Here is a 22,540-nt window from a genome sequence, read left to right as displayed (position 1 = left end):
TCCTCTCAGAAGAGACAACCATTCTGTTTGTTTTCAGACAGTATACAAGATTGTGAACAAACCTGTCTAGAGCCCAATTTTCACTAGACAAGCGCACATGGACGCAGGGCGCATATACTGCCAGTGACATATGACGAAGGAGGTCGAGCGGGTTGAAAGTCTACAGCGTCCAGAAAGGCGATTCCATGTGGAAGATCTCCAAGATGTGGAGTATTCCCTTGGATCAACTGATCGCCGCCAATCCCCAGATTGCAAACCCCGATCAAATAGACGTCGGTATGCAAATCAACATCCCGGGCACGGGCATGTCGCCGGGTGAACCTGAGGTCACCCCAACTCCTGATGCAACCGATGAAGGCGGAGCAGTACCGGCTCCGACGGCAGAACTCCCTGAACCGGCCCCCGCGCCGACACCAGCCCCTGCCGAACCGCAAGCGTACCCGTCCGTTCCAAAATGGGAAGGGCTTTGGAAGTACGTGGTCAAACATGGTGACGATGTGCTGAAAATCGCCAAGCAAGTCGGCGTCACCATCGAGATGTTGAAAGCTGCCAACCCGCAGTTGGCGCACACGCTGCACTTGGATAAGATCTATCCCGGCCAAGTGCTGAACATCCCCTCGTCCGGGATGAAACCCAAAACCAGCAATCCCGGCATGACCAAAGAGCAAATGACCGCCCCGGTCGCTCCGGTTTCGCCGTTCACTACCCAAGAACAACTTACCACGCCGAAGGAGATGGTCACGATGGAAAAACCGATCAACATCACCCCGCCGCCGATGCCCGTAGAAATGCCGATGCCTGCTCCGGCCCCGATGACCCCGCACATCGATTTGAACCTGCAATACGCGCCGCACAAAGACAGCCATAACAACACCAACATCAACTGGCAGCTGCAAAACCTCAAACCGCAAGTTCAGGCGCCGGTGGTCATGCCGCAAGAGCATCACTACATGCACCATCACCCGATGGTGATGATGTACATCCCGGTCTCCACCAAGAAAAAGCACAAAAAGAAATGCCACAAAAAAGTCAAAAAATGCGGATGCCATCAACAACACCACCATCACCCGCACGCAGAACACATGCACCATCAAATGCTGATGGCGTCCATGATCAACCAGCAACACATCGGCATGATGCCGAAGACGTTCTACCGCGACGAAGACTAAGCAATGCCGATGCCGGATAGGGGGCCGCACAGGCTCCCTTTTTTCATAGAGAAGGGAGGGAGTTCCGATGGGGGAGAGTTGATCGCGAAGTTGGAACAGGGCTTCGGACTCCGCATCCACCGCCGTGTGAAACTGCGCACCGTCACGGGCATGCAGACATCCGGCGGCGCGATGATCCTGAAACGCTATGACGGGGACGGGATGCGCAGACGTTTGGAAGCGCTGTCGGACGCCTTGGATCGCGTGTTGTTGGCAGGCGTCGAAGTGGCACCCTACTTGCGCACAAACCAAGGAGTTCCCTATATGGCCGATCGCGGTGGGCTCTACACGATCCAACCGTGGCTTCAAGGCCGGCATCTGTCGCTCAAATCAGCGGATGAACGCAAGGCAGCCGCCCGTGCGTTGGCTCAGTTGCATGCCGTTCCGGCGGGCAAGGGCAGCAAAAAAGCGTTCTATCTGCGCGTCCCGCCCTTGTCGGAAAAGTACCGCCATCGTCTCGAACGGGCACAGGTTGCCACGTTCAAAGACCCGGATTTGCGCGACATGTGGCGTCCGTTTCAAGAACAGGCTCGTGAATCGGTCGTTCAGCTCCAAGGCATGGCGTTGGAACGGGCACTCGACCGCGACTTGCGCCACGGTTCGCTTTGTCACCGCGACCCGGCCCCGCATAATTTTATGTGGCACGGGGAGGGCGCGGCGCTGATTGATTTCGATCTGGCGGGGTACGACGTGCGGGCGCACGATCTCTACCAACTGATGAACCATTCTCTGTATCTGAACGGGTGGGAGCCGGGCTTGTTCTCCGAAATGATCGAGGCGTATGAGCGGGTCTTGCCGCTGGACGTTGACAACCGCCGTGTTCTGCAAGCGCTGATGCTCTATCCCTCGCTTGTCATCCGCGAATGGTACGACTTTGGCAAGACGGGCAAACGCGACTCGCTGCGGGTTCGGCTCGCTTGGGCACAGATCCAAGAAGAGAAACGACGGTCTCAAGTCTGCTTTCTATAAAAAAAGGCACATCGCGCGCGGGCGGTGTGCCTTTTTCATTTGAAAGGGGGTCGTTCAGGAGCCAAGCGTCTGTGAGGACTTCGGCTCCTCCTGTTGATCTCCCCGCGCGATCATGATCAAACCTGTACTTACGACTGCCAACAACAGTATGAGGGCCACGATACTCGACAGCACACCGCTCACCTTCCCTTTTCCTTACAAATTTGTTCATCATCTCTATAGACGATGGACGAACCCATTTGGTTTCAGGGAAAATTGCGGGAAATCTGAAATATTTTTAAGCGCTTTCGAGTTTGCGGCGGGAGAAGCCTTCCATGAGGAGCAATCCGGCGATCCAACCGCCGAGGAAGGGGTAGAGTTTATGCCCGTTGACCGCGTAGAGGATCACCCCGGCACAGTACGCCGCCGCACCGGCGATGAAGTAGAGGCGGGCTGTTTTTTTCAGTCGAACCACCTCGCTTTTCGAAATGTTTACTTCTACTTTATTGGGGTTTGATTGTCCAATATGTGTGGTTTCGGTATACTGAGGGAAGTTGAATGGGAACGGAGTGAAGCGAGATGGACGTGATGGATACGCGCATGCCGGTGACATTGTTGACCGGAGCTTTGGGAAGTGGCAAGACGACGTTGCTCAACCGGATTCTTTCGGAGCAGCACGGAATCAAATTTGGGGTGATCGTCAACGAGTTTGGGGAGTTGTCGATCGACCATCATCTGGTGGTCGGAACGGACGAGCAGGTGGTGGAATTGGCGAACGGCTGTGTTTGTTGCACGGTGCGGGAAGATTTGTTGGATGCGATCTCGCGGATTTTGAAGAAGCAAAGCGGGATTGAGTATCTAGTGGTGGAGACGACGGGGCTGGCCGACCCTCGGCCGGTGGCGCAGACGTTTTTGCATGAAGAGCTGTGTGAAGAGGTGCGGTTGGATGCGATCTTGACGGTGCTGGATGCGGCGAACTTCCATGAGAACCTCATCCGTTCGGGGACCACAATCGACCAAATTCTTGCGGGAGATATCTTGCTGTTGAACAAAGTCGATTTGGTGAGCGACGCGATGCGACATGAAATTAAGGAAGAGATCGGCGACCTCAACCCCGCCGCCCGACTCCTCGAGACGGTAAACGGCGAGGTGGACCTCCGCCTGATCATCGACGTAGACGTGCATCGCGGGGGCGTTGAATCAGAGAACGCGGCAGACTTTGCTGGTGCGGCTGACCTTGGCAGTGCGTCTGACGATGCCTTGGGCGGCGACTTTGTTTCGTTTGCGAAGTTGTCGGCGACGGCGAAGACGGGGTCTCATCTGAGTCGTGAGGAAATTTCCTCTGTGTCGTTCACGACGAAGTATGCGTTTGACTACGAACGCCTCGGGGAATTTCTGGAGTCTCTGCCCAAGAATATCTTCCGTGGCAAAGGCTTGATCTGGATCGAAGGCTACGACGCACAACTGCTGTTCCACTTGGTCGGCGACCGCTCCACGGCAACCCTGCACACCCCGTGGCCGGAGGGTCCGCGCGAGTCCAAACTGGTCTTGATCGGCCAACAACTCGACCGCGAGGACCTGCTCGCCCGACTCGACGCCTGCCTGTTGAAAAACTGATCAAAAAGCGCCATTCCCTGCGCGGAATTGGCGCTTTTTGATTTATTTACCATCGTTTTTTTTTCGTATCTATGATAAAAAAGGAAATGTATGTTCGGCTATGGAATACATTTATCCTCAGGCTGTCTTTTTTTTGAGGAGGTAGTACATGCGAATCTTAGGAATTGACCCCGGCTACGGGCGCACGGGTTACGGTGTCGTGGACTCGATTGGCAACCGGATCAAGTCGGTCGAATATGGCTGTATCGAAACCAAACCACATACCCCGCTCCCCGATCGCCTCGTAGACATCTACGGTGCCGTCCGAGAAGTGATCGCCCGCCTGCAACCGGAAGCGGTCGCCGTGGAGCAGATTTTCTTCTCCAAATCTGTCACCACCGCCATCGACGTCGCCCAAGCGCGCGGCGTCGTCTTGCTCGCAGCTCGCGAAGCAGGGCTTCCGCTCGCCGAATATACCCCGATGCAAGTCAAGCAATCGGTCGCCGGCTACGGCAAAGCTGACAAAAAACAAATGCAGGAAATGGTGCGGATGTTCCTCGGCCTCGCAAACATCCCGAAGCCGGACGACGCCGCCGATGCGCTCGCCGTTGCGATTACACACGCGCACAACGCCCCCTTCCTGAATCGGGTGGAAAGGATGAAGCTCAAGTGATCGCATTCGTCGAAGGCCCTGTCGAAATTCAAGAGCTCGACCACGTCGTGCTCAACGTAAACGGCGTCGGGTACCGCGTGTTCACCACGGGAACCACCGCGTACCAAAGCAACCTCGGAGACAAACTTCGTCTCTACACGCATCATCACATTCGCGAGGACGCCCACCTGCTGTTCGGGTTCAACACACGGGAGGAGTGCGAACTGTTCGGTCGTTTGAACAACGTCTCCGGAATTGGGCCCAAAGTCGCGATGGCGATCATCGGCGCCGGGTCTCCCGGTCAAGTGGTGTTTGCCGTGCGCAACGAGGACGTGGATTTTTTGACAAAGTTGCCGGGAGTCGGAAAAAAAACCGCCCAGCGCCTGATTCTCGACCTCAAAGACAAGCTGGACGACCTGGCGTCCGTTTTCCCGACCACACCTTTGTCTCAGACACAAAAAGCGCCGTCTAAGTCTAAAGGTCTAGGAACAGAGCTATTTGAGGCACTTTTGGCCCTCGGGTATAATGAGAAGGAAGCGCACGGGGCTGTCCGCGACATCGCGGGCGAAGTAGAGCCGGGCATGAAGCTGGAAGACCAGATCAAGCTCGCACTCAAACAGCTGATGCGTATGTAGAGGAGAGTTCAGCCTTGGAAGAGCGAGTTCTGTCATCCGATTACCAGAACGAAGATGGAGACCAAGAGACGTTGCGCCCACGGTTTTTGCACGAGATGATCGGGCAACGCCAGGTGCGCGACAATCTGAAAGTGTATATCGAAGCTGCCAAGATGCGTCGGGAAGCGCTCGACCATGTCTTGTTCTACGGCCCGCCGGGCCTTGGCAAGACCACGCTGTCGAACGTCATCGCCAACGAAATGGGTGTCAGCATACGCACCACCTCGGGGCCGGCGATTGAACGCCCCGGCGACTTGGCTGCTCTGCTCACGAACCTCTCTGAGGGGGATGTGCTGTTCATTGACGAAATACACCGGATTAACCGAAGTGTCGAAGAAGTGTTGTACCCGGCGATGGAAGACTTCGCCTTGGATATTATCATCGGCAAAGGACCGGGCGCACGCTCGGTTCGGCTGGACCTGCCGCCCTTCACGTTGATCGGGGCGACGACGAGAGCGGGGATGCTCTCGTTGCCGTTGCGTGATCGTTTTGGAGTGGTCAGCCATTTGGAATACTATGACGTTGCAGATTTGCAAAAAATCATCGTGCGATCGGCGGAGATTTTTCAAGTGCCGATCTTGCCGGACGGCGCGTTGGAGATGGCGAAGCGATCTCGGGGAACCCCGCGGATTGCCATTCGTCTGCTCAAACGCGTGCGAGACTTTGCGATGGTGCAGGGCGACGGCGTGATCTCACAGGAATTGGCGGACCACGCGCTCAAGTTGATTCAGATCGACTCGCTCGGTCTCGATTCGGTTGACCACAAGCTGTTGCTCACCATCATCGACAAGTTCGGAGGGGGTCCGGTCGGACTCGATACGATCGCGGCGACGATTGGCGAAGAGTCCGACACGATCGAAGACGTGTATGAGCCGTATCTCTTGCAAATCGGATTTTTACAGCGGACCCCGCGTGGTCGCATCGTCACCCCACATGGGTACAAACACTTCGGACGGACGCCGAAAACCACGTAATCGACAAAAATTTTTGGCGAACCCCGTTGAATGCCCCACAAAGGAAACAACGTATGCGAAATCCTATAGCAAGCGAGGTGGAATGGGTGGGTATCTTACCGTTCCGACGCAAAAAAGCGGACGAAACGACTGACCTCCATCAGTTGCTGACCCGCACACGAAGCGGAGATGAGGAAGCACGCAACCAGATCCTGAGAGACTACATTCCGTTTGTGGCCAAAAGCGCCTCCCAAGCTACGGGACGGTACATTCGCCGGGGGCAGGACGACGAGTTCAGTGTTGCACTCACCGCCTTTAACGAAGCGATTGAACGCTATGATTTGGACCGCGGCACGAGTTTCTTGGCGTTTGCCGACACGGTGATCAAGCGTCGCCTGATCGACTATTTCCGTTCGAAACAGGCGAAGGGACGCGATCTGCCGTTCTCGGACTTTGAAGTCGAAGATGAGGAAGACAACATCATCAACTACGTCGAAGTGCAGAAGTCGGTCGAACAACATCAAAAGCAACTGGAAACAGATGCGCGACGTGAGGAGATCATGCGGTTCACCACGATGCTGATGGACTTTGAGATCTCCATGGACGAATTGGTCGACATCTCGCCCAAGCACCAAGATGCGCGCGAAAACGCAATTGAAGTGGCAAAGGCTTTGGTCGCACAGCCCGAACTTCGGGATTATCTCATCACGAAAAAGTCACTACCCCTGAAGGCACTGATGAATCATGTGGCAGTTTCCCGCAAGACGATCGAACGACAGCGCAAATACATCATTGCGGTTTCGTTGATCCTGATCGGAGACTTCGACATGCTGCAAGATTACATCATGTAGCAACATGGCACGAGAGGAGAGGGGGGTTGTCGATGCAAAACAAAGGGATCGTCATGCAGATCGCCAACGAACAGGCGATCGTCATGACCAAAGACTGTCAATTTCGTAAAATACCTTTCCTCGACGGGATGGCCGTCGGACTGGAAGTTGAACTTCCGGGAGAACTCCGATCGGTTCCCTCCACGAACAAAACCAAGAAGTCTTGGTACGCCAAACCTTGGCGCAAGACTTCCTTGGTCGCAGCATCCGTTCTGTTGGCGGTTGGCTTATGGGGAAGCCAATCGTTCCTCGGAGAGACGCCGGCGTACGCGTACGTCACGGTGGATATCAACCCGAGTGTAGAACTGTCGATTGACAAGAATCAGGAAGTGCTTGCAGCTGTAGCGCTCAACGAAGAAGCTGAAGATGTTGTACGCGACTTGAAACTCAAGGGCTTGTCGGTGAACCAAGCAGTAGAATCGTTGGCGCAAGCGGCGCAGAGCAAGGGCTTTTTCCAAGACAAGACCGAAGTGATCATCACCGCTTCGGCTGCGGTTGACGAGGAGAAGTTGAAGCAAGAGAACGTCGACCTCGTCAAATTGGAAGACGACTTGGTTTCCAAAGTCAAAACCCTGGCGGTCCAGCAGAACCCGGGCGTGGAGGTTGAAGGACTCCTCGTTTCCAAGGAAGTACGCGAAGCTGCCAAGCAAGAAGGAGTGTCGCCGGGCAAGTATGCACTGTACTTGAACGCGACGTCCAACGGAATTGATGTCAGCCTCGATGACCTCAAGAAACAGCCGATCCACAAAGTGGTCGACCAACAGCCGCAGATGGCGGAAGTCGTTCACCAGATGCAAGGCGGGCAAGAGCTCGACTCGCTGCTGAAGACCCTCAAGGAGGAGGGCAAACCCAAGCTCTTGAACCAAGGCAAAGCCAAGGGCATCCTCCCGTCCGGTGAAACCAAGCAGTCCGATGAGGGTCAAAAGATTCCGCCGGGCCAAGCGAAGAAGGACGACAACACCAGCAACAAGCAAGACGATTCGAAAAAAGTCGAACCCCCAAGCCAATCGAAATCGAACGACCGGGAACAAAATTCGAAATCGAACAACGGCAACAATGGCAAGGGGTCGTCCAAGAAGGACGACGATGGCCATTCTACGGGCAAGGACAACGGCAAGAACGACAAGTCCAAAGCTCAACAACAGTCCAACTCGTCGAGCAAAAACAACGACAAAAACGACAAGCAATCCGGCTACAAGAAGGACGACTCGCGCTCGAACAGCAACAAAAACGATCACAACGACAAGAAAAGTGATCCCAAGTACCAAAGCCAAAGCAGAGGTTATTATGATCTCCACATCAAGATGCCATCCTTGCACTAATCTTCGTACAACCTCTGCGAAAAACACCCGATCCGCCGCCGTGCGGACCGGGTGTTTTTTTGTTACTCGCTTGTAACCGCTTTCCTCTAGATTGTAGTTGTAAGAATTTTTTTATAAAAAGGGAGGACAAAAGCATGAAAGTGCGCAACAAGTGGTTGCTTTGGAGCTTCGTTTGCATGATGCTCCTGACCCTGGTGGCACCGGGTTTGCTCGTGCAGCCGGCATCCGCTGCGGCCGGGACGTTTGACCAGTTCACGTACAGCGGCTCGGCAGGGTCGCGTCCGTACTTTGTGTACACACCGGCGAATTACTCGACGGCGACGGCAGTGCCGTTGATCGTCATGTTGCACGGCTGTACCCAGACTCCGGCCGATTTCGCAGCCGGGACGCAGATGAATGCGCTGGCGGACACCAACCAGTTCGTGGTCGTGTATCCGCAGCAGACCAGCACGTACAACCAGAACCAATGCTGGAACTGGTACGACCCGTCTCATCAATCTCGTGGGAGCGGGGAGCCGGCGATCATCGCCGAAATCACCAAGACCGTTCTGAACAACACCTCGAAGTGGAAGATCGACCCGTCTCGCATCTACGTCGCCGGGATGTCGGCCGGTGCCGCGATGTCGGACATTATGGGGGCGACCTATCCGGATCTGTTTGCGGCAGTCGGTGTGCATTCCGGTCTTGAGTACAAGTCGGCAACCAACCAGACGGATGCGTTGACCGCGATGCGTCAGGGCGGGCCGAACCCGACGACGCAAGGGCAAGCGGCGTACAACGCGATGGGCTCCTATGCTCGGGTTGTACCGACCATCGTCTTCCAAGGCACGGGAGACTACACGGTCTATCCGGTCAACGGAGACCAAGTGATTCAGCAGTACATGCAAACCAACAAACTCGCGTCGAACTCCGCGTACAACGCGAGCTTCAATTCTCCGTCCAAGACGACGAGCGGCACCGTCGCCGGGACCAGCGGGAAGTCGTACACGACCTACCAATGGAACGACAACAACGGCAACGTGGTCGAGGAATACTGGAAAGTCACGTCGATGGGCCACGCTTGGTCGGGTGGCAGCACCAGCGGTTCGTACACCGACAACACCGGACCAAATGCCTCGCAAGCGATGTACACGTTCTTCATGAACCATCCGCAGGGGCCGAGCGTCAGCGCGAGCCCGGCAGGCGGGACGTACAACAACTCCGTGCAGGTCACGCTGACGGCCAATCCGTCGAATGCGTCGATCTACTACACGACGGACGGCAGCACGCCGACCACCGCTTCTACGAAATACACGGCACCGTTCACGCTTGCGCAATCCACGACGCTCAAGTACTTCGCGGTGGACAGTGGCGGCAAGAAAAGCGCGGTGCAGACGCAAAGTTACACCGTGAACACACCGGCTCCGGTCCTCACACCGTCTCTTGAAGGCAACACGTTCGGCGGGGCGGTAACGGTAACGCTGACGCCGAACGACCCGACGACGACGATCTACTACACGACCAACGGCACGACGCCGACCACTTCGTCCGCGCGCTACAGCGGGGCGTTGACGTTCTCGGCGACGACGACGCTCAAGTATTACGGCGTGAACGGGGCGGGGTACGCAAGCCAAGTGCAGACCCAGACGTACACGATCTCTCCGTTCTCATTGACCGCCAATCCGGCGGGTGGCACCTACGCGGGTGCGCAGAGCGTGTCGCTGGCGATGAACATGCCGGGCTCGATCTACTACACGACGGACGGCACGACACCGAGCACCACCTCCACGCTGTACAGTGGACCGATCCAAGTGGCGACTTCGAAAACGGTGAAGTACATCGGCGTTGACGGGGCGGGGAACCAAAGCGCCGTCCAATCGCAAACGTACACGATCACCACACCGCCGCCCGTACAGACGCTGACGTTGAGTTCGATCGCAGCAGAGGACGGGTATGCGTATCAATTCTCGACGGACGGGATTCCGAACTCCACGAATCCGTACATTGAGGTGGGTTCGACCAGTTTGAACCACGGCGAAGCGGGGATTGTCTCGTTTGACACGTCGTCGGTTCCGGCAGGAGCTACGATCGTTTCGGCAACGCTCACGTTGTATCGCTATGACAACACCGTGTTCAACTACGATCTCGGACCGTTGACGGCAGATGTCGCGCAGACGACCGGTTTCAACGGCAACTATGCGCTGGAGAGTGCCGACTACGGAGCGACGGCCGCCGTGACGAACATCGGCAACTTTGACGCTCTGCCGACGGCGCAGTACCAAGCGATTTCCGACTCGATTTCCACGAGTGCGCTCGCCTACGTCAACCGAAGCGGCAAAACTCAATTCCGTCTGCACTTCCAAAAGGCAACCAACAACGCCTACATGATCGACGTGCTCCGCTTCGTATCCAGCAACGGAACGGCTGCCTACGTCCCGAAACTCGTGATCAACTACCAGTAGTACAATTGCTACGCAAAAAAAGCCTCGGCCGTTTCCGGTCCGAGGCTCTTTTTATTCGCTGTACGAGACGATCATCATCGTCAGTTCCTTGGTCAAGTCGATGTCATACGGCATGTCGAGACGGTTGCCGCGTTCATCGGTGAGCAAGCGAACGATGGGACGTTGCGGATATTCCGGATTGAGCGAGACGACGACGGCTGTCTCGTTGGTGTTCAAACGCACGGTCATCCCCACCGGGTAGATCGCGACGTTCTTGGCAAACAGACGCACCAAATTCAGATCGAACATCGACGTGCCGCCGCCCATGATGAACTCCAACGCTTCATGCGGCAGATGAGCATCACGATGCAGACGCTTGGAAGTCAAGGCTTCGTAGACATCGCAAATTGCGACAATGCGCGCATATTCGGAAATCTCCAAGCCCTTCAAATTGCGCGGATATCCGGTGCCGTTCATGCGCTCATGATGTTGAAGCGCCACATGAGCCGAATGCAACGAGATCCCGTCTTGCGTGCGCAAAATGTCATACCCGTGCTCACAGTGTTTCTTGACGATCTCAAACTCCAGATCGCTGTACACACCCGGCTTGTTCATGATCTCCGGCGGGACTTTCGTGCAACCGATGTCGTGCAACAAAGCCCCGATGCCCAGTTCGGTGATTTCCTTCTGCCCGTAGCCCTTCGCCAAACCAAGTGCCGTCGCCAACACGGCGACGTTGACCGAGTGATGGTAGAGGTACCCGTCGACGGTGAAGATGCTCGCCAGCGAAATCAACCCGCTTTTGTTTCCTTTGAGGTCGGCGAGGATGTCTTGGAAGACCTTCGAAAGTTCGCGTCCGATCTGCGGACGGGAGGCACGGCGGGAACCGCGCTCCGTTTCGATCATTTGTAGCATGGAATTGTACACGGTGTTGACCGCCGAACGGCGGGTTTCGTCGGAAATTGCATCGACGATCACGATGTCTTCGGTTCGTTTATCTTCGATATAAAGGCTGGAGACACCGAGTTGTTTGAGGCGTGTGATCATCCGCTCTGACAGTTTGACGCCGGAACCGACCAGCACCATACCTTTCTCATCGAGAACGGGACGCGCCAGAATCGTATCAACCAGACTGAGTGTTACAGGGACTAATCTCATGTAGTACCGCTCCCAGTTTCTAATAAGGAATATCTTCCTATTATTATAGACCTATATGAGGGGACGTGTCCATCATCTAATAGGAAAATGTAACTATCCTAATAGCTGGTATTATCAGGTATTTGATTCGACATCGATCTGCTAATTGGAAGGATTACAAGGAATTTTGTCGAAAGGGTAGGTTCTGGACGATACCAAAACGACAAAAGGAGATTCCCATGCGCAACTCCAACCTGCGGTGGCGGACGTTGTCTGTCAATTGTTTGGCTTTGACGTTGTTTGCCGGTCTGATCCCGGCGGCATACACTTCGGCGGCCTCTGCGGCAGTGTCTGTAAGCGGGTCCACCCCCGTTCGCATCGGCCTGATGCTCAACGCAAACTCCATCCAGACGGCTGTTGATACGGTCACTCTGCAAGGTCGCGGGGGTCTGAACATCGGCTTCTACCAAAACGGTGCTTTTCATGGGGAGCAAAGTTCGGCCACTCCCGTGCAATCGTCGCTGGACAACTATTTTGTAGTCGTCGGCGAATATGACACGTTGGATCAAGCACAGGCGACGGCCGACCGCATCGATCAACTCGGCCTGTCATACGATATCTACGTGGAATCAAGAAATGGCAAGACGCTGTACCAAGTTGTCAACGGCTACTACGAATATCGTGCCGAGGCAGACGCGGCGAAGTCTCGTCTGCAAGCCTCGCTTGGAGCGGCAACCGTACGCGGGTACAACCGTTTATCTACGGGAGCCCTGCCGTCGAAGGAAGCGGCAGACCAGAAAGTCGCGGGATTCCGAAGCAAGGGCTTTGACGCCTATGCGGTCGTGCGCAAAAACGGCGCGTGGGAAGTGTGGGTCGGCAACGAGGGATCGGTTGCAGAACTGGACGCTCTGAATCAGAAGATTGCAGCCGTTTGGGGCGCTCCCTTGGCCAAAGCGGACTACAACCCGGCCGACTATTTGATTTTCAAAACAGCGGCCTTCGGCACCACCTCAATTCCGCATGTCATCTTGAACTCGACTGTCGAAGAAGCGGCGTTCGTTCCGCTCGGCTCGCCTGCTGTAACCAAAGTGTTCGAGAAAAGCAACCGCGAGTACCGCGGGGCGATCCTCGTCCAAGGCTACAACAAAAAATTGAACGTGATCAATTATGTAGGGCTGGATGATTATTTATATGGTGTACTTCCTCAAGAGATGTCGACCGGCTGGCCCTTGGAATCTCTGAAGGCGCAAGCGGTTGCGGCCCGTACGTACGCGGCTCGCCGCATCGGAGGCAACAAGTGGGGCGTCGCCGATTTGTCGGACGATGTCTGGGACCAAGCGTACCGGGGCTTTTCGCGCGAGGCGGACGATACCAATGCGGCGGTCGACGGCACCCAGGGACAAGTGCTTACGTACAACGGCAAATTGATCGAAGCTCTGTTCTCTTCGAACAACGGCGGACACAACGGGGACGTCAAGGAAATCTGGGGCAGCGACGGATATCCGTATCTCACCGCCGTCTCCGGCGAGTTTGACAGCGCAGCGGCTGCCAAGGAACCTCTCTACTATCGCGTGCAGCTCCCGTCCGGCATGATTGGCTGGATGAAAGCCGCCTACGTCTCCAAAGCTGGGAAAAACGCCGCCGGCCTTGAAACCGGCACCGTCAACGAATCCGGACAACCGATTCGCATCATTCCCGATGCGTACGCCGATGTCCTGATCAACTCGACGTCCGGGTCCCGAGTTGTGATTCTCGATCAAGAGAAGGAATACAACCCGTACAACTGGCAACGCGGTCCTTACACGCCGCAGCAAGTTGCCGATATGATCAACCAAAACCAGATCAACGGATATCCGACCGTCGGGGGTCCCGTGTACGACCTGCGAGTCTCCAAAGTTGTGCAGGGCGAACGCATGGGCGAAATCTCCGCGGACGGCAAAGCGATCACCGTCCAGAACCCGGACTACTACCGCGCCATTTTTAACGACATGTGGTCGACTCGCGCCACGATTGAACAGCAAGGTACCTATACGGTGCTCGGAGCAAACGGCGCGAAGTCCCAGTACCCCGATGCCAAATTGCAAGGCCAGACGTTGAACGTGATTTCCGGCAACGGCACGGTAAGCCAAGGCATCAACGGGAACAACTCGTCGTTTGTCGTCGTGGACGCTGCCGGTCAGAACCGCGTGGTGAGCAAAGACCAGTCCTACATCATCCACGGCAACGGCTACGGTCACGGCCTCGGAATGTCGCAGTGGGGTGCGCGCGGCATGGCGGAGAACGGGTATACCTATGACCAGATTCTGGCACACTACTACACAGGGGTTACGTTAACCTCGAAGCAGTAGACGTTTCTGTTGAAAGAAGGAACTCACATCATGCGTTTGGACCAATTTGATTTCGAACTTCCGGAAGAACTGATCGCCCAACATCCGCTCGTGGATCGGACAGCTTCGCGTCTGATGACGCTGAACAAGCGTACCGGCGAGACGGGCAATCATACGTTTGCAAACTTGATCGAGTATCTGAATGAAGGAGATGCTCTGATCCTCAACGATACGCGCGTCATTCCGGCCCGCCTCTATGGGGTGAAGCCTGAAACGGGCGCGAAAGTGGAATTTTTGCTGTTGAAGGAATCGGCACCCGACACGTGGGAAGTGCTCGTCCGTCCGGGGAAAAAAGTCCGCCCCGGCATGACCGTGTCGTTTGGCGACGGCTTGCTCACAGCAGAAGTCCTCGACAGCACGGAGGAGGGCGGACGCATCGTCCGCTTTTCCTATGACGGGATCTTCTACGAGGTGCTCGACCGCCTCGGCGAGATGCCGCTTCCTCCGTACATAACGGAGCAACTCGATGATGACGAGCGCTACCAGACCGTTTTTTCCAAACATCGCGGTTCGGTGGCGGCTCCAACGGCAGGGTTGCACTTCACGCAAGACTACTTGGAGAAAATCCAAGCCAAGGGAATTCGCATCGGCTTCGTGACGCTGCATGTCGGACTCGGCACGTTCCGTCCGGTTTCGGCGGAAGTGATCGACGAGCACAAGATGCACTCCGAATACTACGAAATGCCTCAAGAAACGGCCGATCTCATTCGGGAAACCAAAGCGAATGGGAACCGTGTCATCTGCGTGGGCACCACCGCCTGCCGCACCGTCGAAACGGTCGGACAAAAGGGGGAACCTACGGCGTCGAGCGGTTGGACCGACATCTTCATCCATCCGGGTTACGAGTTTAAGCTCGTAGACGCACTGTTGACCAACTTCCACTTGCCGAAGTCGTCGCTGATGATGTTGATCTCGGCGTTGGCCGGTCTTGAGAACGTGATGCAGGCGTATGACGAAGCGGTGCGTGAGCGCTACCGGTTCTTCTCGTTTGGCGACGCGATGTTTATCTACTAATAGGAGGCTTCATCCTGCATGGCTGTACGCTACGAATTGCTTCATACTGACAAACAAACCGGGGCCCGCCGCGGCCGCTTGCATACACCGCACGGCACGATCGAAACGCCGGTCTTCATGCCGGTCGGGACGCTTGCAACCGTCAAGACGCTGTCTCCCGAAGAGCTCAAAGACAACGGGGCTCAGATTATCCTCTCGAACACCTACCATCTCTGGCTTCGTCCGGGGCATGACATCGTCAAGGAAGCCGGCGGTCTGCACAAGTTTATGAACTGGGATCGTCCGATCCTGACAGACTCCGGCGGTTTTCAAGTGTTCTCGCTCTCCGATCTGCGCAAGATCACCGAAGAGGGTGTTCACTTCCGCAACCATTTGAACGGGGAGAAGCTGTTCCTCTCGCCGGAGAAAGCCATCGAGATCGAAAACGACCTCGGCGCCGACATCATCATGGCGTTTGACGAATGCCCGCCGTACCCGGCAGACCGTCAATATCTGAAAGACTCGCTGGAGCGCACCACCCGTTGGGCGAAGCGATGCAAGGAAGCTCATGCCCGTCCGCACGACCAAGCGTTGTTCGGGATCATCCAAGGCGGGATGGACCGGGAATTGCGCAAACAAAGTGCCGAGGAACTGCTCGAGCTCGACTTCCCGGGCTACGCGGTCGGCGGTCTCTCGGTCGGCGAACCCAAGGACATCATGAACGAAGTCTTGGAATTCACCACTCCGCTGATGCCCAAGGACAAGCCGCGCTACCTCATGGGGGTCGGTTCGCCGGACGATTTGTTCGAAGGCGTCATTCGCGGGATCGACATGTTCGACTGCGTGTTGCCGACCCGCATCGCCCGCAACGGCACTTGCTTGACGTCTGTCGGCAAAGTCGTCGTGCGCAACGCAACCTACCAACGCGACTTCGGACCGCTCGACCCCAATTGCGACTGCTACACCTGCAAAAATTACTCCCGTGCCTACATTCGCCATCTGATCAAATGCGACGAAGTGTTCGGCATCCGCCTGACCTCGATCCATAATGTTCATTTTTTGATCAAAATGATGGAGGATATTAGGAAAGCAATTGAGGAAGATCGCTTGCTTGACCTAAAAAAATCATTTTATGAATCGTATGGGTATACGCTATAATAGACAAGTAGTTAGGAGGGATTCTAAACAATGAACATGCTTTATCAGATCGGCCCGTTTCTTCTCGTGTTCGTCGTGTTCTATTTCCTGCTGATCCGCCCGCAACAAAAGCGTCAGAAGGATCGCCTCGGCATGCTGAACGAACTGAAATCCGGCGACAAGATCGTCACCATCGGCGGTTTGCACGGCACGATTGACAGCATCGACGACAAGACTGTGGTTCTGAAAGTCTCGGAAACCACGAAGCTTACGTTCGAGCGCTCGGCAATCAGCACTGTGAAGAAAGACTAGATACATAGCGCAGAAAAAGACCCGACTCTTCGAGAGCCGGGTCTTTTTTTTGTTCATGTTCCTTCACGTTACTTGCGGAGGTTGACGCCGATCATCCCGCCGAACGCGCCGATCAGACCCATGAGGACGGTCTGGAACAGGTTGTTCAAGTTGAACAGCGGGCCGTCGACCATCAGCAGGCCGAGCAGCGTGATCAACACCGCATAGCTGAGACCGGTCAGTGCGCCGTAGTACCAGCCTCTGGTCCCGGCTTGACGTGCGGCAAACAGGGAACCGACAACGACCGCCACCATGTTCAAGACGTAGGTGATGCCGGACAACCGCGCTTCGGCGATTGAGGTCCAACCCATCAGCAACGTCGTGATCAATATGGAAATGATTGCTGTACCAAAAGCCGCCACCAGCCCGTACAGGACGGGGGTGCCGCCGAAATTCGGCGCGTAGTCGGACAACGGATTGTTCTTCACCCTTTTGTGACACCTCCATTGCGAATTGTCGTTCTATGTATATTCGCTTGTACCAGCGGACATGATGATTGTGCCGGGGTCATAGCAGACAACTTGCAGACATCGTCGCAAACTTCGCAGCAACCGGCCGAACTTTTTCAAAAAAGACCTTTTCGCCCTCTGGCGGAAAGGTCTTTTTTCAGATATCATGTGAATGATTTGTAAGTATCTTTTATTGTGCCATAATGTTGCAAGAAGGAATTGAGTACCGAAAGTGGAAGTATAGAAGACCGCCTAGTTTGAAACTATTTGAGGAAATGAGGTGATAGGGTGTGATTCAGTCGAAGGACAGAGTGTATATCTATGCTGTCATTGCCATCGCTTGCTATTACCTTAGCGGCATCTATCATCATCTCGGCTCCTACACCCAGTTTGCCATCATTCCTCTGTTCTTGCTTGGGATCTTGGTGGAGATTATTCAGATCCCCATCGGCAGCGCGTACGGGACGCTGACAGTCGGTGTAGTGCTGGGCACGATGATTCTCTTCGGACCCTACGTGGCAGCCCCGCTCGTTGCCTGTGCCGTGCTGTTCCAAGCGGTTCTGAACAATAAAATTCTCAAGAAAAACCAAAAGGGAATGCTCACGGCGTACTTCAACGCCGCTCAATATGCACTGTGCGTGTTTGCGGCCTACGGAGTGTTCACGTGGCTTGGCGGACGCGATATCCCGGTGACACAACTGTTGACCTCCGTCCGGCTCTTGATCCTCATCCCGGTCGCGGCGACGTATATGATCATGAACCACATGTTCATCTATACGCTGATCTACTTGCGCAACGACCAATTGCTGGCGTCGAACTTTCGGGAGTTGTTCCTGTCCGACGCGATGAATTATTTGATATCCACGCCGTTTGCGGTGTTCATGCTCGTGTTCAACAACTACTTGCCGTTTATCTTCCTGACCTTCCTGCCGCTGCTTCTGTTCGGGCAGGTGATGAAGCTCTATCAGAAGATCTCACGCCTCAACGAAGTACACCAAGTCAACGCCCAGTTGCAAAGCGAGTTCGATCTGGACAAAATCTACAACTCCATCGTGGAAGCTGCAGGTCGTTTGACCAACTGTGCGGCGGGCGTCCTGTGGGTCCTGCGCGGAGATCGCATCTATCCGGTGTGTTCCAGCGACGAAAGCGTGGCCGCGCAATTGCCGCAAGAGGGGATGTCGCTCGAACAGACCGGCATCGTCGTCAACTGTGTCAAAAACAAGCGCGTCGAGCGCGTCGACGATGTCTGGAAGGACCGCCGCGTCAAATCGATCAAGGGCAAAGCCCATTTTGAATCGGTGTTGGTCGTGCCGCTGCTCTCCCGTGACAAGGTCGTCGGCGTCATCACCTGCTACGGCACGCGACCCTATGTGTTTACCGCCGAGCAGACCGAGTGGGTTACGGTGCTCGCGACTCAAGTCGGCGTCATCATCGAGAACGCGAACTTGTACCAAGAGTTGCAGGAAGCCACGTTGCGCGACCCGGGAACGGGCTTGTACAACTACCGCTATTTCTACCAAGAACTCAAGCGCCGCATGCAGATGGCCAAGGAGCAGAAACGCGCACTTTCCATCGTGATCATCGACATCGACCATTTCAAAAAATACAACGATACGTACGGCCATGTCGTCGGCGACGAAGTGTTGCGCCAGACAGGGCAAGTGATTCAGAAGACGGTCGGCAACCGCGGCGTCGTCGCCCGGTACGGTGGGGAAGAATTCGCCGTGATCCTCGACGAACCGTTGGAGGAAGCGAAGCTTTCCGTCGAGCACTTGCGTCGCGCCGTTGCGCACAACAAATTCGAATACCAAGGGTATGTCGTGCAGGGCGTCACCATCTCGGTGGGCTTGGCGACCTATCCCGACCACGACCAAGATGAAAAAGAATTGCTCGAAAAAGCAGACCAAGCGATGTACTGGGGAGCCAAGCAACGCGGGCGCAACAAAGTCGCCGTCTACACGCCGGACTTCGACGCGCATCTGTTCGTGGATCAACTCACCGGTTTGTACACCTACCATTATCTGCACATGAAGATGATGGACGAATACACGTCTGTCTCGAAGGAGAGCGGGTCGCAGTTCGGCTTGATCTTCTTCAACGTGATTGAGTTTGACAACATCAACCGTACGTTTGGCTTCGAGATCGGGAACCATGTGTTGCGTGAAATCTCGGTGCTGATCAAACAAAGTGTACGCCACGGCGAGATCGCCTCTCGTTACGGCGGCGACGAGTTCTTGTTGCTCGTGCCTTCTGTAGATCGTGTGGAAGCGGATCGCATCCGCGAACGAATCGTCAAAGCGATTACGCAGCATCCGTTCCGCGTGCGGGACAACGTCATCGTGCGCGTGATGATGCGCTCCGACATCATGATCTACCCGGACGAAGTGGCCGAAGAACCGCAGTTGATCTCGATGATCCCGGAAACGTTCCTGCATCTGTCGAGCGAATGGACGGAAAAAGAAACCGAACGCGTAGACACCTCCTCATAAAGGGGGTGTTTTTTTTCCATACTAACAAGCAAAGTCTTGTCGAGTACGGAAGGAGCGAGAAACGCTTGTTTGGTGAGGATTTGTTGTTGTTGGTCATGCGCGTGGTGTTGTTCTACTTCGTGATACTCGCTTCGATGCGGTTGATGGGCAAGCGGGAGATCGGACAGTTGTCGGTGTTCGACCTCGTCGTCTCCGTGATGATCGCCGAAGTCGCGGCGATGTCGCTGGAGAGTGAGACGATGCCGATCATGCGCGGTGTTGTCATCGTCTCCCTGTTGGTCGTGTTGCAGATCTCCATGTCATGGTTGACGTTGAAGTCGGTGACGCTTCGTTCCATCGTCGAGGGCAAACCGACGCTGTTGATTTCCAACGGCAAGATCCGTGACGACGAGATGCGCCGCACGCGCTACAGTTTGAGCGATCTCATGACGCAATTGCGGGAGAAGGACATCGCCGCCGTCAGCGACGTGGAGTTTGCCGTCCTGGAGACGACGGGCAAACTCAGTGTGTTTCCCAAAGCGGAGAAACGTCCGGTAACGCCTGAGGACTTAGGACTGCAAGTGCCGCGCACGGGTCTTCCCTTGCCGTTGATCGTAGACGGAATGGTCATGGATGAGAATTTGGAGAAGATCGGACAGACCCGTTTTTGGTTGAAAGGTGAAATGAAAAAGTACGGGTACTCGGAGTTTAAGAAGATCTTCTACTGCTCGATTGACAACCAAGGGTCGTTGTTCGTCGATCCCAAAGAATAAAGCGCGGCTCGAGGGCCGCGCTTTTTTTAGCGAACGAAGGGAATGAAGCGCAGGAATCCGGCGACGGTCGGTCCGATTCGCGGGATACGGCGGACGGAGGTCAGCGGGATGATGCGCAGGAGGTTCAAGATGAAGAAGTAGACGGCGAACCCGCAGAGCGAGCACAGTGTGACCAGCCATGCGTCTGAGACGGGCCCCAGCATGTGCTGGACTTGCATCATCCCGGCGCACATGATGACGGTGGTCGCGATGATCTTCGACAACTCCGGGATGTTGAGGTAGAAGCCCAAGTGACGGGAGACGGAGAGGAAGTGCAAGACCGTTGTAAGCGAAGCGGAGATGACCACCGACCACGCCACGCCGTAGATGCCGAACTCCGGTTTGGCGACGAGGTAGTAGATGACGCCGAGCTTGATGATGCTGCCGACGATCGAGTTGAACATCGCTTCTCCGGCGCGGTTCATCCCTTGCAAGATGCCGGCGAGCGGCGCTTGGAGATAGAGCAGGAATCCACACGGTGCCATCAAGGCGAGAATCGGACCGACGGCGGGGTCGTTGAACACGGCGTTGCTCAGTTCGTTGGCAAACAGGGTGAGGATCGCCGAGGTGGGGAATCCGACCAAGGCGGTCATGCGAAACGCTTGGTAGAGACGGCGTTGGACGAGTTTGTGTTCCTTGGCGGCGACCGCTTCGGAGATCGCCGGAACGAGAGTCGTTTGAAGCGACCAGGTGAAGACGGTCGGCAACAGCAACAGAGAGATCGCCATCCCGGAGTATTGTCCGTACAGTGTGGTGGCCATGGCGGCCGTGACGCCCGTTGCAACGAGGCAGCGGGTGACGAGGATCGGTTCGATGGCGTACGTCACAGACGAGACGATGCGGGAGAGTGTGACCGGCACGGCGATTTCAAGAAGCGAGCGCAGGGTGTGCCGGAACGGTTCCTGCGCCTTTTTCAACTCTTGTTGTTGGAAACGGCGCAGCGGGTACTTGCTGTAATAGGTGTAGACGAGATAGGACAAGCCGATCAATTCGCCGGCGACCATCCCAAGCATGGCGCCTGCAGCCGCGTATTGCAGACCGTAGGGGAGCAGATAGGACGCGAACAGCAGTACGGTGACGATGCGGGCCGACTGTTCGAGGATCGAAGCGATGGCGTTCGGAGACATGTTCTGCATGCCTTGGAAGTAGCCGCGCAAGATCGAGGAAATCGCGATGATGATGACAATCGGTGTCATCGCCAGCAGCGTTTGGTACGCACGGGGGTCTGTCAGAACATGTGTCGTCAGCCACGGGGCGAGCACGAGCATCAGACCGGTGAATACGATGGAGAGGGAGAGCACCGCCGTGAACGAGACGGTCATGATCCGGCGCACACGGCGATAGTCCTCTTGGACCAGCGCTTCGGCGATCAGTTTAGAGAGGGCGACCGGAAGCCCGGCGGTGGTGATCGTCATGACGAACATGAGAATCGGAAAGACAGTTTGAAACAGACCGATGCCTTCGGCACCGATCATTCGGGAGAGAAAAATTTTGTAGACAAAACCGAGGACACGGGTGACGAGACTCGCCGCGACGAGAATCACAGCGCCTTTTAGAAAGGATTGCTTGCTCACAAGCGGTTCTCCTCCTTTTTCCGAGACCGAGTACTTTCTGTCCCCATGTTATGCGGGACGGGCGGAGGTTAGTCCCGTTCGTTCTGCCAAGAATCGACAGAGAATAGCAGGAGAACTCTGTAGGAAAAGCGAATTCACCAGAGTAGGAAGCAAGAATGGAAGGCAGGGGAGTTTGAATGATCGAAGAGCATATGTCCGAGGAACCGGCAGAGGAGTCGACGGAACCCGAACCTGATGATGCGTTGCACTCGGAGGCGGCGTTGACGGCAGCGATTGAAGAAGTCTGCCAGAGCAAGGCGGAGGAGTTTCACTTGCTCGGGTATGAGCAGGTGACGGCTGTGGAGATTTGGAAGTGCGTCTCGCAAAAGTACAAGGAAATCCCGCCTCTGCACCGCGTAATCAACGACGTGTTGACTTTGAAAACCAACGTTTTTATGAACTGGCTGATGATTCGTGCGTATACCGAAGCCGGCCCGGACGACGATCAACTCCCCTCGTCGAAACCCCATCGGTCGTAAAGCCTACGTCGCGCCAAACGCATAACGCCTCCCGAGCTGTGAGATACTATT

General features: G+C 55.5%; 20 protein-coding genes. 16 read left to right on the top strand and 4 right to left on the bottom strand.

The genetic code is table 11. The features are described 5' to 3' along the window. Positions 1–152 precede the first annotated feature (152 nt). Both JJB07_RS12600 and JJB07_RS12595 read left to right on the top strand, forming a co-directional pair. Positions 153–1,169: a LysM peptidoglycan-binding domain-containing protein gene (locus JJB07_RS12600; protein ID WP_201635523.1), complete on the top strand. Its 1,017-nt coding sequence runs from the start codon at positions 153–155 to the stop codon at positions 1,167–1,169. 78 nt (positions 1,170–1,247) lie between these two features. Beyond that, positions 1,248–2,177: a phosphotransferase gene (locus JJB07_RS12595; RefSeq protein ID WP_201635521.1), complete on the top strand. Its 930-nt coding sequence runs from the start codon at positions 1,248–1,250 to the stop codon at positions 2,175–2,177. Positions 2,178–2,454: 277 nt separating this feature from the next. Here the strand turns inward: JJB07_RS12595 and JJB07_RS12590 are convergent, their stop codons facing one another. Further along, positions 2,455–2,631: a hypothetical protein gene (locus tag JJB07_RS12590; RefSeq protein WP_201635519.1), complete on the bottom strand. Its 177-nt coding sequence runs from the start codon at positions 2,629–2,631 to the stop codon at positions 2,455–2,457. A 104-nt stretch (positions 2,632–2,735) separates the two neighbouring features. Between JJB07_RS12590 and JJB07_RS12585 the strand changes: the two genes are divergently transcribed. The 7 genes from JJB07_RS12585 (at position 2,736) to JJB07_RS12555 (ending at position 10,684) form a co-directional block, all read left to right on the top strand. Next, positions 2,736–3,773 (top strand): CobW family GTP-binding protein, encoded by a 1,038-nt coding sequence (locus JJB07_RS12585; RefSeq protein WP_201635517.1) that lies wholly within the window; start codon positions 2,736–2,738, stop codon positions 3,771–3,773. A 148-nt stretch (positions 3,774–3,921) separates the two neighbouring features. Continuing rightward, positions 3,922–4,425 carry a crossover junction endodeoxyribonuclease RuvC gene (gene ruvC, locus JJB07_RS12580; protein ID WP_201635515.1) on the top strand — a complete coding sequence of 168 codons (504 nt, stop codon included), beginning with the start codon at positions 3,922–3,924 and terminating at the stop codon, positions 4,423–4,425. After that, entirely contained in the window at positions 4,422–5,039 is a 618-nt protein-coding gene (ruvA, locus tag JJB07_RS12575; RefSeq protein ID WP_201635513.1) for a Holliday junction branch migration protein RuvA, read from the top strand. Before ruvC ends, ruvA begins: the two co-directional genes overlap by 4 nt. Positions 5,040–5,053: 14 nt before the next feature. Continuing rightward, complete coding sequence (ruvB, locus tag JJB07_RS12570; protein WP_201635511.1) at positions 5,054–6,052, top strand: Holliday junction branch migration DNA helicase RuvB; 999 nt, start codon at positions 5,054–5,056, stop codon at positions 6,050–6,052. An 86-nt stretch (positions 6,053–6,138) separates the two neighbouring features. Then, entirely contained in the window at positions 6,139–6,882 is a 744-nt protein-coding gene (gene sigI / locus JJB07_RS12565) for an RNA polymerase sigma factor SigI (protein ID WP_201635509.1), read from the top strand. Positions 6,883–6,914: 32 nt separating this feature from the next. Continuing rightward, positions 6,915–8,243, top strand: coding sequence for an anti-sigma factor domain-containing protein (locus tag JJB07_RS12560; protein ID WP_201635507.1), 1,329 nt, complete (start codon positions 6,915–6,917; stop codon positions 8,241–8,243). 134 nt (positions 8,244–8,377) lie between these two features. Further along, a complete protein-coding gene (locus JJB07_RS12555) occupies positions 8,378–10,684 on the top strand; it encodes an extracellular catalytic domain type 1 short-chain-length polyhydroxyalkanoate depolymerase (protein ID WP_236588025.1) in 2,307 nt (768 codons plus the stop codon). A 51-nt stretch (positions 10,685–10,735) separates the two neighbouring features. On the opposite strand, the gene JJB07_RS12550 is transcribed toward JJB07_RS12555, so the two are convergent. After that, positions 10,736–11,821 (bottom strand): HD-GYP domain-containing protein, encoded by a 1,086-nt coding sequence (locus tag JJB07_RS12550; protein ID WP_201635505.1) that lies wholly within the window; start codon positions 11,819–11,821, stop codon positions 10,736–10,738. Between the two features lie 218 nt (positions 11,822–12,039). Here JJB07_RS12550 and JJB07_RS12545 point away from each other — a divergent pair, with 218 nt between their 5' ends. From JJB07_RS12545 to yajC, 4 genes are read left to right on the top strand one after another with little or no spacing between them, the layout of a single operon-like run. Beyond that, positions 12,040–14,148, top strand: a complete 2,109-nt coding sequence (locus tag JJB07_RS12545) for a SpoIID/LytB domain-containing protein (RefSeq protein WP_201635503.1) — start codon at positions 12,040–12,042, stop codon at positions 14,146–14,148. 30 nt (positions 14,149–14,178) lie between these two features. Continuing rightward, positions 14,179–15,201 carry a tRNA preQ1(34) S-adenosylmethionine ribosyltransferase-isomerase QueA gene (gene queA, locus JJB07_RS12540; protein WP_201635501.1) on the top strand — a complete coding sequence of 341 codons (1,023 nt, stop codon included), beginning with the start codon at positions 14,179–14,181 and terminating at the stop codon, positions 15,199–15,201. Between the two features lie 18 nt (positions 15,202–15,219). Further along, entirely contained in the window at positions 15,220–16,338 is a 1,119-nt protein-coding gene (gene tgt / locus JJB07_RS12535) for a tRNA guanosine(34) transglycosylase Tgt (RefSeq protein ID WP_201635499.1), read from the top strand. A 30-nt stretch (positions 16,339–16,368) separates the two neighbouring features. Then, positions 16,369–16,629: a preprotein translocase subunit YajC gene (yajC, locus tag JJB07_RS12530; RefSeq protein ID WP_201635497.1), complete on the top strand. Its 261-nt coding sequence runs from the start codon at positions 16,369–16,371 to the stop codon at positions 16,627–16,629. A gap of 68 nt (positions 16,630–16,697) precedes the next feature. Here yajC and JJB07_RS12525 read toward each other — a convergent pair whose 3' ends face one another. Next, entirely contained in the window at positions 16,698–17,096 is a 399-nt protein-coding gene (locus JJB07_RS12525) for a TIGR04086 family membrane protein (protein WP_201635495.1), read from the bottom strand. 311 nt (positions 17,097–17,407) lie between these two features. Here JJB07_RS12525 and JJB07_RS12520 point away from each other — a divergent pair, with 311 nt between their 5' ends. Beyond that, positions 17,408–19,606 (top strand): diguanylate cyclase, encoded by a 2,199-nt coding sequence (locus JJB07_RS12520; protein WP_201635493.1) that lies wholly within the window; start codon positions 17,408–17,410, stop codon positions 19,604–19,606. Between the two features lie 65 nt (positions 19,607–19,671). After that, positions 19,672–20,358, top strand: a complete 687-nt coding sequence (locus JJB07_RS12515) for a DUF421 domain-containing protein (protein WP_236588024.1) — start codon at positions 19,672–19,674, stop codon at positions 20,356–20,358. Between the two features lie 26 nt (positions 20,359–20,384). Here the strand turns inward: JJB07_RS12515 and spoVB are convergent, their stop codons facing one another. Further along, a complete protein-coding gene (spoVB, locus tag JJB07_RS12510; protein ID WP_201635491.1) occupies positions 20,385–21,971 on the bottom strand; it encodes a stage V sporulation protein B in 1,587 nt (528 codons plus the stop codon). A 176-nt stretch (positions 21,972–22,147) separates the two neighbouring features. Here spoVB and JJB07_RS12505 point away from each other — a divergent pair, with 176 nt between their 5' ends. Continuing rightward, positions 22,148–22,489: a post-transcriptional regulator gene (locus JJB07_RS12505; RefSeq protein WP_347338345.1), complete on the top strand. Its 342-nt coding sequence runs from the start codon at positions 22,148–22,150 to the stop codon at positions 22,487–22,489. The last annotated feature ends 51 nt before the right edge of the window (positions 22,490–22,540 follow it).

This window comes from Tumebacillus amylolyticus, assembly GCF_016722965.1.
GTDB lineage: Bacteria > Bacillota > Bacilli > Tumebacillales > Tumebacillaceae > Tumebacillus > Tumebacillus amylolyticus.
Note: the sequence above shows the minus strand (reverse complement) of the source record. Positions and strands in the feature narration are given on the sequence as shown.